This is a genomic window from Pyxidicoccus fallax (assembly GCF_012933655.1).
Taxonomy (GTDB): domain Bacteria; phylum Myxococcota; class Myxococcia; order Myxococcales; family Myxococcaceae; genus Myxococcus; species Myxococcus fallax.
Window position 1 is genome coordinate 1 of record NZ_JABBJJ010000142.1, and the last position, 12,396, is coordinate 12,396.

9 protein-coding genes and 1 pseudogene are annotated in these 12,396 nt (G+C 73.5%); 8 read left to right on the plus strand and 2 right to left on the minus strand.

The window, feature by feature from the left end; genetic code table 11:
* The 8 genes and pseudogenes from HG543_RS27365 to HG543_RS27400 all read left to right on the plus strand — a co-directional run.
* Positions 1 to 912 (plus strand): annotated as a pseudogene (locus HG543_RS27365) (serine/threonine-protein kinase); the annotation flags it as partial.
* A 62-nt stretch (positions 913 to 974) separates the two neighbouring features.
* Positions 975 to 3,308 carry a lantibiotic dehydratase gene (locus HG543_RS27370; RefSeq protein ID WP_169347819.1) on the plus strand — a complete coding sequence of 778 codons (2,334 nt, stop codon included), beginning with the start codon at positions 975 to 977 and terminating at the stop codon, positions 3,306 to 3,308.
* A 118-nt stretch (positions 3,309 to 3,426) separates the two neighbouring features.
* The gene (locus HG543_RS27375; protein ID WP_169347820.1) at positions 3,427 to 5,112 is read left to right on the plus strand and encodes a hypothetical protein; all 1,686 of its coding nucleotides are present in this window, start codon (positions 3,427 to 3,429) and stop codon (positions 5,110 to 5,112) included.
* Positions 5,109 to 7,421, plus strand: a complete 2,313-nt coding sequence (locus tag HG543_RS27380; RefSeq protein WP_169347821.1) for a lantibiotic dehydratase family protein — start codon at positions 5,109 to 5,111, stop codon at positions 7,419 to 7,421. Before HG543_RS27375 ends, HG543_RS27380 begins: the two co-directional genes overlap by 4 nt.
* 31 nt (positions 7,422 to 7,452) lie before the next feature.
* Positions 7,453 to 7,908, plus strand: a complete 456-nt coding sequence (locus HG543_RS27385) for a hypothetical protein (RefSeq protein WP_171818159.1) — start codon at positions 7,453 to 7,455, stop codon at positions 7,906 to 7,908.
* Positions 7,909 to 8,108: 200 nt separating this feature from the next.
* Positions 8,109 to 8,507 (plus strand): hypothetical protein, encoded by a 399-nt coding sequence (locus tag HG543_RS27390; RefSeq protein ID WP_169347823.1) that lies wholly within the window; start codon positions 8,109 to 8,111, stop codon positions 8,505 to 8,507.
* A 6-nt stretch (positions 8,508 to 8,513) separates the two neighbouring features.
* The gene (locus HG543_RS27395; protein WP_169347824.1) at positions 8,514 to 8,891 is read left to right on the plus strand and encodes a hypothetical protein; all 378 of its coding nucleotides are present in this window, start codon (positions 8,514 to 8,516) and stop codon (positions 8,889 to 8,891) included.
* A 49-nt stretch (positions 8,892 to 8,940) separates the two neighbouring features.
* Positions 8,941 to 10,023 (plus strand): NAD(P)/FAD-dependent oxidoreductase, encoded by a 1,083-nt coding sequence (locus HG543_RS27400; protein WP_169347840.1) that lies wholly within the window; start codon positions 8,941 to 8,943, stop codon positions 10,021 to 10,023.
* 7 nt (positions 10,024 to 10,030) lie between these two features.
* Here the strand turns inward: HG543_RS27400 and HG543_RS27405 are convergent, their stop codons facing one another.
* Positions 10,031 to 11,770, minus strand: coding sequence for a tetratricopeptide repeat protein (locus HG543_RS27405; RefSeq protein ID WP_343073449.1), 1,740 nt, complete (start codon positions 11,768 to 11,770; stop codon positions 10,031 to 10,033).
* 256 nt (positions 11,771 to 12,026) lie between these two features.
* Positions 12,027 to 12,335, minus strand: a complete 309-nt coding sequence (locus tag HG543_RS27410; protein WP_169347826.1) for a hypothetical protein — start codon at positions 12,333 to 12,335, stop codon at positions 12,027 to 12,029.
* Positions 12,336 to 12,396: the final 61 nt, after the last annotated feature.

Consider the following 12,396-nt stretch of genomic DNA (forward strand, 5'->3'; position numbering starts at 1 on the left):
GTCAGCGGCCCCCGTCCCGCCGCGAGCGGGAGCGTGCCTCGCGTGGAGGCCCGGCCTCCGGTTCCTCCGCCGCCTCCTCCGGATGCCCTGCCCGAGCTGCCCGAGCTGGACCTGGGCGAGCGCACCGAGGTCCTCTCGCTGAAGGCGGGTCTGGCTCCGGAGCCGCCGACACCCGCGCCGCAGCCGCGGCCGTCGCAGCCGGCCCTGGCGCCGCCGCCGCGCGCCTCGCAGCCGGCCATGGCGCCGCCGCCGCGCGCTTCCACCACCGGCGTGCCGGCGCAGGGCACGCATGCCCGGGCTCCCGCGCCCACGCGGCCTTCCGTCGCCGTGCCCGCCGTTCCGGAGCTTCGCGCGGTGCAGCCGCCGGCCGCGCGTCCTCCCGCGAAGGAGGCCGACGCGCCCGCGACGGGTGGCGGAGGAAAGTGGAAGTGGCTCGCGCTGGGAGGTGGCGGAGTGCTGGTGCTGGCCGTGGTGGCGCTGGTGATGCTGCGGGGCCCCGGCTCCGCCTTCGTCAACGTGGAGCCGGGCGAGCACGTCTACGTGGGTGGCGTGCGCATGGAAGAGGGCTCGGCGCCGCTCGACTCGCTGAACGGGCCGCTGCTCATCTCCACGGCGGTGGACGGGAAGCTGCGGCGGTTCGGGACGACGCGGCAGCGGGACGGCATCGACGTGCGCACGCTGGCGACGGCCGCTCCGCAGCCCGGGACGAAGGGGCTGCTGAGCGTGACGGGCAGCGCTCCGGGCTGCCAGGTGCAGGTGGGCGGGGCGATGCTGCCGGGCGTGACGCCCCTGGCGAAGACGCCCATCGACGCCGGCCGGGAGCTGGAAGTGCTGGTGAACTGCCAGGGCAGCGTCGACAGGCTGTGGGTGATGGCCGTGCCGGGGCAGGAAATCGAGGTCGCCGCACGGTAGCAGTGGTGGAGCGGCACACCTCCGGGCGCCGCGCGCGCCCCAGGACGAAGGGTGCGTGACCCATGAAGGGCTGGACCCTGTTCCCACACCTCGTGGTGCGCACCACGGGCTTCCCCTTCGACTGGCTGGAGCGCCTGGGGTGCCCGGAGGCGGCGGCGGGGGCTCGGCGGCTGGCGGAGGAGCAGCGCGCCCTGGAGGCGCTGCGTGCCGAGGGCCCCCGGGTGAGGCGCCCACCGCGCGCGGTGCTCGCGGCGCTGAAGGCCGGGCGCCCGGTGGACACCGAGGGGCTCGAATCGCCAGAGGTGTTCGCCGCGTGGAACGCGAGGGCTCGCGCGGTCCGCGAGGCGGAGGACGCCTTCGAGGCGGCGCTGGAGCGCGAGTACGCGGACGTGGAGAAGGCCTTGGTGGCGCTGCGCCGGGAGCCGCGCTTCCTGGAGGCGGTGGCCAGCTCCAGCCCGCCCGTGGCGAAGGACCTGCTGGAGGGGCGTGACGGCGCGCGGCTGCGGCGGCAGGTGGCCAGCTACCTGCAGCGGCTGTGCGCGAAGAACGAGACGATGGGCTTCTTCGGCCCCATCAACTACGGCCGCGCGGACGCGGAGGCGCCCACGGGGGTGTCGCTGCGCTGGTCCGGGCCGGAGGTGCTCGTGGGGCGCAACACCTTCGCGGCCTCGTGGCTGGTGCAGGGGCTGGTGCGCGCCATCGCCTTCGACCCGGAGATGGCCGCGTGGCTGGTGCTGCGGCGCAAGGCCTTCTCGGAGGTGCCCGCGCGCAAGGCCGCGCCCCCGCCGGAGAGCACGGAGGAGTTGCTGCCCCGGCTGGTGGAGCTGGCGGACGGGACGCGGACGCTGGCGGGACTGGCGTCGGCGCTGGGCGTGGCGCCGGGCATGGCGCGCGAGGCGGCGCGGCTGGCCTGCGACAAGGGACTGCTGACGCACCAGCTCGAGGTGCCCGCCGCCGTGCACCACCCGCTGGACGACCTGGCCGAGCGCGTGGCGGGAGTGCCCTGTGCGGCGGCGCGCCGCCACGTGGAGGGCTTGAGCGCGCTGCTGGCGCTGATGGCCCGGTACGGCGCGGCGGACGCGGCGGGGAAGATGGCGCTGCAGGGCGCTTTCGCGGAGCGGGCGCGAGCGCTCTGGGGCGTGGCGCCGCCGTCCGAGCGCGCCTCGGCGTCCGAGTCTCACAACTTCTACCAGGACCGGCTGCCGCTCCGGGAGGAGTGCGGAGGAGACCTGCGCGTGGAGGTCGGCGGCGAGCGCGCGCGAGAGCTGGTGACGCGGCTGGAGCCCGCGCTGGCGTGGATGGGCGAGGCGGCACGGCGCACGCGCGAGGCGGCCCGGGCCACGGTGGCGGGGCTGGTGGGGACGCGCACGGTGCCCTTCTGGAAGGTGGTGGCCGCGTACGCGGATCGGCCGGTGCCGTCGGACACGTCGGTGGCGGAGGCGCTCGCGAGAGGCATTCCGGACGCGGCGGCGCGAAGCGTGGAGCTGGGAGGCGTGGCGACGCCTCCGGTGGTGGAGGACGCGCGGGCGTTGCCGCTCGTGACGTCGGTGGACCTGCTGGTGGGCGCGCGCGACGTGGAGGCGTGGAGCCGGGGCGACTACGAGCTGGTCATGGGCGACGTGCACGACACGGCGCTGGTGTGGGGCTGGGCGCTCCAGTTCCACGAGGCGCGGGGCAGGGTGGAGAGCGCGATGGTGCGGGCGCTGGGCGCGCTGCCTCGGCCCACGCCGCTGGTGACGGTGCTGGCGTCGCGGCGCACGGGCCTGCTGCCGTCGGAGTTCCCGGGCCCGGTGGTGGAGCTGGGGGGGGTGAGCGCGCGGGCCTCCGGGTGGCGGCTGCCGCTGGACGACCTGTTCGTGGAGAGTGACGGGAAGAGCGCGCGGCTGGTGTCGAAGCGGCTGGGCTCGGAGGTGTGCCTCTACAACGGCGAGCTGGAGAGCCTGGTGCACACCGCGTTCGCGCTGCCGCGCATCCGCCCGCTGCGTGTGTCGCTGGGAGCGCATACGCCCCGACTGACGCTGGGGGGCGTGGTGGTGCAGCGCGAGCAGTGGCGGCTGGGCCCGGAGGAGCGGAAGGCGTTGCTCGCGTGCCGGGACGACAAGGCGCGGCTGCGCGCGGCGGTGGACCTGTGGGCGGCGCGCGGAATGCCCGACTGCGTCTTCGCGAAGTTCAAGGACGAGCGGAAGCCCGTGCTGGTGGACGTGCGCAGCCCGCCGCTGCTGCGCGTCTTCCTCAACCTGCTGGAGCAGAAGGAGGACGTCGTCCTCTCGGAGATGCGCCCCGCGCCGGACCAGCTGTGGCTCCGGGCGCCGGGAGGCCGCCACACGGTGGAGCTGCGGTGCACGCTGCTGTGGGGCGCACCGGCGCCGGGCTCCGCGCCGGAGGACGGGGAATGAGCCGACAGGAGTCATCGCGCCCGGGCCCCGCGAACGGCGCGGCGGGAGGCGGTCGAGGTCGGCAGCCATGCCCCGCGCTCATCCCCGTGGCGCGTGAGCCTTCCCGGGAGGTCCGTGGATGAAGCTGCTGGTGCTGCCACCGCACCGCGACGTGACGCTCGTGCCGGATGCGCCCGAGGGCTGGCACGTCATGGACGTGGCCCGGGACTTCTGCCACCGCGTCCTCTCCGACGCGGCGCTGACGGAGGCCACCGACGCGCGAGCGACCGCTCCCGCCACGGCGCAGTCGATGCGCGAGCTGCTCCTCCTGCGCGCGGCTCGCGGCCTGTCCTCGCGCGAGGACCTCGGCGTGCACACGCGACTGCGAGCCATCGGCGCCGTGCTGACGGCCCTCTCCGGACCTCCGAGCGGAGTCCGCCTCCGGCTCGACGACCTGGAGCTGGAGGACGGCACCACCGAGCGGAGCGCGGACGTGCTGCGCGCGGTGGGGCAGCCCGCGCCGTACACGGAGGACCTGGCCCGGGCCGCCGAGCGCTTCACGGAGGCCGAGCGCGTGCGCCTCTGGCTGGAGCGGGACCAGCAGCTCCCGGCGGCGGCGTGGCTCGCCCGGGCCTGTCCTCCCGAGGTGCCCCTGGAGGTCGCCGGCCCCTTCGCGACGGCACACCGGAAGATTCTGGCCCGGATGCCCATGTTCCAGCGCGCGGAGTTCATCGACGATGCCGCGCCCCTGCGCTGGCGCGTGGCTCCGATACCGGGCGGCCCCGCGCTGGAGCCCCTCGTCTGGATTCCCGACGCACAACACCTGCTCGTGGGGCCGCCGCGCTCCCTCGATGAAGGGGAGCTCCTGCCAGGCGACGAGCCCCAGCCCCTCGACGTTCGGCAGCTCACCACGAAGCATGCGCTCGGAACCCGCACGCCGGAGGCTGTGCGGACCTTCACGGGTGGCGCGCCCTGGGGCGGTCACGTGGCGCTCCCGTCGCTCGCGTACGCGGACGCCCTGCTGGAGAGCGGCTGCCGAGTGGCGGTGGTGGGCCTCTGCGCCGTGGGAGGAGGCTTCGTGCTGGACTCCGACGGAAGCCGCATGAACCAGGCATCCCTGGCACGCGGAGCCCGGCGTCTGCGGGACGCGGGCGTCCGCCTCGTCGCGGAATGGTGGGTGGGCGCGCCACGCGTGGGCGAAGAGTCACTGGACGCCACGCTGGCGGCGCTCGACGCGGAGCCCCTGTTCGACCACATCGCCGGAGTGCGCCCGTTCCACCTGCCCAAGGAACACCGGACCGTCGACAGCCCCCTCGGGTGGCGCTCGACACGGCTGAGCGGCTCGCAGCCCGCGGACCGGGACCTCGCCCGGAGCCTGTCCTTCGACGAGCCAGGCACCATCCCCGCGTCCCGCCTTCCCGAAGTGCTCACGTCCCTCGCGAGCCGGCTGATGCGGCGAGCCCCGTTGAACCCTGGACGCGTGGCGGCCGCCAGCGTCCAGGGCCCCACGTATCGACCGCCTCCCACAGAGCCCACCGAGGAGCCCGCCGCCCCCGCCATGAGCCACCGCATCCACCTCGATGAAGACTGCGCGCTGGTGCAGCTCCCGGCCTCGCTGGACGGGGCGCCGAAGCCCACGTGGTACGCGGCGAACCTGCGCACCGGCGCCGTGCTCGCGATGGACGCGCGCCTCGCGCCGAAGCTGTCCGGGCTGACGCGGCCCGCGTCCGTGGCGGACGTCCTGGGCACCGTGCCGGAGGCCCAGCGAGCCAGGCTGGTGGACACGCTGGTGGCGAAGTCCGTCCTGACGAAGGTGCACGAATGAGCGAGACCTGGACGCTGGGCGAGGTGTTCGTGCTGCGCCACGCGGGCTTCCCGTTCGACTGGCTGGAGTCGCTTGGCCTGTCGGCGGAGCTGCTGGAAGAGACCACCCGGCTGCTGGAGGACGAGGACGCGCTGCTCGCGGCGGTGCGCACCGAGGGCGTCGATGCCGATGCCTTCCAGGAGGCCCTCGCCCGGGGCCGCGAGCCCGTGCTCAAGCCACGCCACGGGCCCGAAGTCCGGGACGCGCTGGCCCGCTACCAGTCACGTCGCGCCGCGCTCCAGGCCCGCTACACCGGGGAGCGTCAGGCCCTGCGCCCGCGCCTGCGCGAGCGGGCCGCGGACCCGGCCATCCAGGAGGCGGTGTTCCTCTCCAGCCCGGCCATGTTCGACAACGTCTGGACGCGCTACCTGCGAGGCGGCGAGCGGCCGGACACCTCCGACGCGCGCCGGGTGGAGCGGCAGGTCTACACGTACCTGCAGCGCTTCTGCGCGAAGAACGAGACGACGAGCTTCTTCGGCCCCATCTCCTACGGAGAGCGCACCACCCAGGACGAATACGACGTGCGCACGGTGCCGAGCGGCAACACGCGGCGGCGGACGTTCTTCTCCTTCTGGGCGGTGACGGAGCTGGCCCGCGCGGTGGGCCGCGAGCGCGGACTGCGCGCGCACCTGCCGCTGCGCCTCAATCCACTCTTCACGGTGACGCCGGGCCGGGCCGCCTGCGAGCCGCTGAAGTTGGACGTGTCCCTGTCCCCGCAGGCCGAAGCGCTCCTCTCCGTGCTGCGCCAGCACCCGACGCCCGTGGAGGCGGCGAGGGTGCTCGGTGTGGCGGTGGAGGACGTGGAGCGGCAGGCGCTGCCGCTGGTGAAGACGGCGCTGCTGCTGTGGGGCCTGCCCTTCCGGCCCAACGACTTCGGCACCTTCGAGAGCGTGCGCGACGCGGTGGCGGCACTGCCGGAGTCCGAGGCCCGGGGCCGCTGGCTGGAGCGGCTCGACGCGCTCGCGCGCCTGCGCGCCGACTTCGAGACGGCGGACCTCGCGCGCCGCCGCGAATTGCTGCCGCGCATGGAGGCGGCCTTCACGGAGGCCACCGGCAAGCCGGCGCGGCGCGGGGAAGGGCAGGTGTACGCGGACCGGCTCATCCTCTACGAGGAGGCCAGCTCGCCGTTCCGCCTGCGCTTCGGCGCGCGCTTCACCGCGGAGCTGGAGGCCGCGCTCACGGGCGCGCTCGATCTGTCCGCCGCCTACGGCGAGAAGGTACAGCGCGGCTTCCGCGAGCAGGTGCGCGACGCGCTGGGCCCGGACGCGCGGGCCATGGACCTCCTGGAGTACGCGGTGCGGCTGCGGCCGGACACCGTGTCGGGGAGCCGCTTCTCGCCCGTGCCGCCCGTGCTGCTCGACGAGGACGGGGCCCGCGCCCGGACGCTGCCGGTGGACTTCCTGGGCACGTCCACGCCGGGAGGCCGGTACGCGCTTCCCGACGTGTGCCTCGCGGCGAAGCCGGACGGCGGCTTCGAGGTGATGCTGGCGCGCGTCCACCACCACCTGCTGCTGTGGAGCTGGCTGAGCGCCTTCCAGCCGGAGCGCGAGCGCTACGCCTCGGTGGCCTCGCGCTGGCTGGACGCGGACCCGGCCGCGCGGGGCCTGGTGGGCCTGTCCATCCGCCGGCGCAACAAGGGCTTCTACGTCTTCCCCGGGCGGCGGCTGGTGTACTCGGTGTCGGACGTGCTGGACGTGGAGGAGGGCGCGCTGACGCCGGCCGACGTGCGGGTGGAGCCCACGCCGGAGGGGCCTCGGCTGGTGGACGGAAAGGGCCAGGCGCTGAGCCTCTACCTCCCGCTGGATGACTTCTCCTCGTACCCGCCCTTCGCCGCGCTGGCGCACCCGCAGGTGCTGCATGCGCCGCTGCGCACCAAGGGCCGCCACCTGCCCCGGCTGAGCGTGGGCGGCGCGGTGTACCAGCGCGAGCGGTGGGACGTGCCCGCCTCGCGCCTGGCGGGGCCCTCGGGCTTCGACCTCTTCCTCGCCGTCCAGCGCGAGCGGCGCGCGGGAGGCTGGCCCCGCTTCGTGTTCATGCGCAGCTCGAAGGAGCGCAAGCCGTACCTCATCGACACGGCGAGCCCCTTCGCCCTGGACCTGCTGTCCCATCTGGCGCGCGAGGCGGAGCGCCTCTCGGTGGAGGAGATGTATCCGGCCCCGGAGCAGCTCTGGCTGAAGGACGCGCGCGGCCGCTACACCTGCGAGCTGCGAATGCAGTTCACCCGCTGGAGCAACGGAACCCCCGTGCCCGTCACCCAGGGGCTGGGGTAGGATGCCGCATCCCGTATCTGGAGAGACACCCATGGCCGGAGAGAACGAGGCGGTCCCGCAGCCGCGGAAGCTGAAGAAGCCGGTGGAGGAGATCCGCGCGGAGCTGATGGCGGACCCGGATGTGAAGGAGCAGGCCCGGATGCTGCAGATCGACGTGGCGGACTACGTCGCGAAGATCATCGACTATGCCCAGCACCCGGAGAAGCCGCCCCAGCTGACCATCACCCCCGACGAGGAGCTCAAGGCCAAATACCCTGGCACGCCCACCGTCGAGGAACTCCAGACGTACCTGCAGGACGTCATCGACGGCAAGGTGATGCTCAACCGCGCCCAGCAGCTCGATGGCTTCGAGAAGGACCCGGACGCGCGCTTCAAGTCGGCGCTCGCGTCGGATCAGGCCCACAAGGGCGCGCCCGAGACCCGCAAGGGCCCGTCCCCCACCGACCTCCAGGCGGATCAGAAGAAGTCGCCCCCCAAGGGCAGCTGAAGCCCGCCACGGGGGACGGAAATCCGGTGTATTTTTCCCGTCCCCCTCAGCGCCCAAACACCTGAGTTCCTTGGGGTTTTCAGCGGCGTCGCCGATTTTTTTCGGCTCACACGGAACAAATAAGCCGCGCGTACGAGAATTCCTTCAAGAAGAACACAGGCTGGGCCGCACACGGCGGCCCCCCAACAAAGGATCAGACCATGGGTGGCATCGGCAAGGCTCTCGGCAAGGTGATGGACGTCGTCAAGCCGTTCGTTTCGGCCGTCAACCCGCTCCTCGGCGCGGCGATGGGCTTCGCCAGCGGCCTGATGCAGGGCAAGAACCCGCTGCAGGCCCTGCTGGGCGCCGCCACGGACCTCATCCCCGGCGGCAACATGTTCGGGAACGTCCTGGGCAAGTTCGCTGGCTCGGGGCTGATGGAGGGCATGGGCGGCAACAGCCTGCTGCACGGCGCGCTCAACTTCGCCACGGGCAAGGGCGACGTCACCGACGTCGTCGGCGACCTGATCAAGAACACCGCCAAGAAGAAGCTCACGGAGCAGGGCCTCGGGAACGCGGCGGAGCTCGCGGCCCAGCGCATGGCCCAGCTGATGTTCTAGTCCTCCATGACGCCCATCGCCTTCGTTCCAGAGCTGCACTTCGAGCTGGTGAAGTCCTGGCTGCAGCACTGGAACGAAATGATGGTGCCGGAAGCGCTTCCGAAGACCGGCTTCATCATCCCCGGCAAGGCCGCGGGCTTCCTGTACCGCACGGACAGCTCCATGGCCCTCATCGAGAACCTCGTGGCCGCGCCGGGGCTGCCGAAGGAAGAGCGCAACGCGGCCGTGGACGCCATCGTCCTGGCCGTGTGCGAGGAAGCAGCGCGGCAGGGCTTCAAGATGCTCCTGGGCTACACGCTGCTGGACGCGGTGGTGAAGCGCGCGGAGCGCCACGGCTTCCTCTACGTGGGTGGCAACTTCCACCTCGTGGCCCGCCCGCTGTGAGCGGGGTCCGGAAGCCAGGAGGGAGCAGGGCCCGCCCGGGCCCGTGCGCATGAAACCCGGCACCGACATCGTGGTTCTTGGAGCTGGCGTCGTCGGCCTGTCGGCCGCGCGCCGGCTCGTTGCATTTGGCGCGAAGGTCACCGTGCTGGACGCCGTGGAGCCCGGAGGCCGGGGCTCGCGCGCCGCCGCTGGAGTGGCCATTCCGTCGGTACGCCTGTGGGAGGACGCGGACATGCTCGCGTTCGCCCGCGCGGGCCGCGCCGTCCTGGCGGAGGACCTCGCCTCGCTTCCGGAAGGCGCCGCGCTCCGGCGGGGGCAGGGCATCCTGCGCGTCGTCACGGACGCGAAGTCCCGCGACGCCCTGGCGGAGAAGGCCGCGAAGGACCCGGAGGAGCTCGGCACCTGGGTGGATGCCGCGAGACTGGTGGAGCTCGAGCCCGCGCTGGAAGGCACGCCTCTCTTCGGCGCGTTCGAGAGCGGGCGCGGCCACATGGTGGACACGGACGGCTACGTCGACGCGCTCCGGGAGGCCGCGATTCGCGCGGGCGTGCGCGTGCGCCTCGGTGAGGCCGCGCGCTCCGTGAGCGAGACGGCCGGTGGCGTCGAGGTGCGGACCGATGGGGAACTGCTCCAGGCGGACGCGCTCCTCGTGGCCGCGGGCCCGTGGTCGGCGCGCGTGGAGGGCCTGCCCGCGCTGCCGCTGAAGCCGGTGCGCGGGCAGATGATGGTGGTGCACCAGCCGGGCCTCCAGCTCTCGCGCGTCGTCTCCGGGCCCTCGTACCTGGCGCCGTGGCGCTCGGGGGAAATCGTGGTGGGCGCCACGGAGGAGGACGCGGGCTTCTCCGAGCACGTGACGCCCGCGGGCCTGCTGCACCTCAGCGCCACGGTGGCGAAGCTGGCGCCGCGCCTGCGGGACGCGCGCTTCGTCCGCGCCTGGGCCGGGCTGCGCGCGGTGACGGTGGACGGCCGGCCCTATCTCGGGCGCCATCCAGGCACGCGGCACACCTTCGTCGCGACGGGCCTGGGAGGGCAGGGCATCCTCACGGGCGCGCACGCCGGGGCCTCCATCGCGGAGCTCATGGCGCGCGGCCGCTGCGACGCGGTGGCCCCGTTCGACCCCGCGCGCGTGTAGCGCCCCGTCAGTACAGGCTCACGAGGTCGAACGGGCGGTTGAGCTTCGTGCGGGCCCGCGGCAGCGCGGCCTGCACCGCCTTCGCGTCCCCGCGCTCCAGCGCGTCCGTGAGGGCGGCGGTCTCCTTCGGCCACGTGGTGCTGGCCCGGGCGCAGCGCAGGGCCTCCGACCAGTCGGTGCGGCCGGCGGCGACGGCGAGCCCCGCGAGGCTCTCCGCCGTCTTCAGCGGGTCACCCACGGCGCGCGCGTGCTCCTCGGCGCGGGCGAACCACTCCACGGCGAGGGCGTGCTGCTGCTCGTCGAGGAACAGGCGCCCCAGCTCCGCGGCGATGACCTGCCGGTGGAACGAGTCCCCCAGCGCGTCCGCGTTGGCATACGCCTCGGTGAAGTGGGCCACGGCGGCGTCGCGCTCGCCCCCGGCCAGCTCCAGCCCGGCGAGCCGGTAGCGGTGGTGCTTGGCGAAGTTGACGCCCCACTTCGCGCTGATGCTCTCGAAGCGCCGCCACGTGGCGATGGCGTCCGCGTACTGCCGCGCCGTCTCCTGGAGGTAGCTCGCGTTGGAGATGAGGTTGATCTTCAGGTGCGTGGCGCTGGCGTCGTGCAGGTCGCCCACGCAGCGCATGGCGAGCTTCTCCTCCACCAGCGCCTTGTCGAGCTTGCGCTCCTGGAACCAGGTGAGCGCGCAGACGTTGCGCAGCCAGCCCTCCTGGAGCGCGCGGTCCGGCGACGTGCAGCGCTCCAGCGCGGCCACGCCCGCCTCCACCTCGGCGCGCGCGTTGGGCAGCTGCCCGAAGCGCTTGGTCAGCGTGAGCGCGCGGAACATGTGCAGCCGCGCCACCAGCTCCGGCGGCACGCGGCACGCCAGCCCCCGGCCGAAGGCCTCCATGGCCTCCTCGTGCGCGCCGGTGAAGACGTGCACCACGCCCATGCTCCGGGCGAACAGCGCCCGCAGCTCCTCCACGTCGCCCAGGTTGCTCCGGTCGATTTCGATGGCCGGCGTGGTGAAGCCCGTGTCCAGCACGTCCCACGCTCGGGCCACGCGCGAGGCCAGCGCCGCGTCCGCGTCCTCCTCCAGCAGCGCCAGCCCCTGCTCCGCGGCCAGCATGGCGCCCTCGTAGTTCGTGGTGAAGAAGCAGCTGCGGATGGCGAGGATGGCCGCGGCCACCCGGTCCTCCCGCGCCTGCGAGCCATCCACCACGAGCTGCAGATAGCGCCCCTCCAGGTCCACCGCCGGCTCCACGGCGCGCGACGACACCGGCCCCGGCCCCGACACGCGCGGCGCCCGCATCCTGTCGCAAAGCGAGTCCAGGTACGCCTGCCGCCGGGACGCGAAGCCCGCCGCGCCATGGGGGCGGCGCACGTTCCACCCCGTGAGCAGCAGCGTGCCGTCCAGCCCCTCCAGGCGGCTCCACTCGGCGGCGCGCATCACCGCGCGCAGGCTGACCAGGTCGCACTCGCCCGCGCCGTGCAGCACCAGGGGCCGGCCACAGGCGCGCAGCGTCTCGACGATGACCTTCGCCGCGACGTTGAGCACCCAGAACATCTGCTCCGATTCACGGTGGAGCCGGCGCTCCGATGGCGTCAGCGCCAGGTCGCTCAGGTCCGGCACGCCGTCGATGGCGCCCGGGAACAGCCGGTTCCACTCCGAAGGGTGGGCCCGAGCCAGCGCCCGGACCACGTCCGGCGCGGCGTCCTCGCACGCGCGCAGCACCTTCCGCAGCCCTCCGAAGGCCACGGGCAAGGCCACTCCCACATCCACTTCCAGGGCCCGTGAGGGGATGACGGAGGGGATGCTTCCTGACACGGAGACCGCCAGCGCGCGTGTTCCCATGTCACTGATACTCACATCGTCTCAAGAACTGAGCAATCGACGTGAAACAGGAACGGTTCCACTCTGGAACACGAGCGGCGACGGCTGGCGGGTCACCCAGGACCGGGCACCGCGCGTCCACCACGGCTGTAACGAAGCATGACGCAGCCGGTCTTCCGGGCGCCGTCGCCGTTCAGTCGTGGGTGCCGATGTGCTGGTCGCCATGGGCCTCGCAGACCCAGTGGAAGGCACAGGAGCACGCCACGGCGCGGGCGCGGGTGCAGCACCGACCGCCGAAGTGCTCGGGAAGCGGGGCGGTGTCGTCCTCGGCGGGAGGGTCCGGCAGCATCAGCGGGGTGGCGCAACCGGACCGGGCGGGCTCGCTGCCGCAGCAGCCGCGCGCCATGCACTTCGGGCACAGGGACAACTCGCAGTTGGCACACCAGTCGAAGATTTCCCCGGCGCTCCCCCGGCGCTCACATCCACCACAGCAGTCGAACATGGGCGACCTCCTGGCTCATGCGGACCAAGGTAGAGAGGGGGTCTGACAGGAGGGGGCTCGT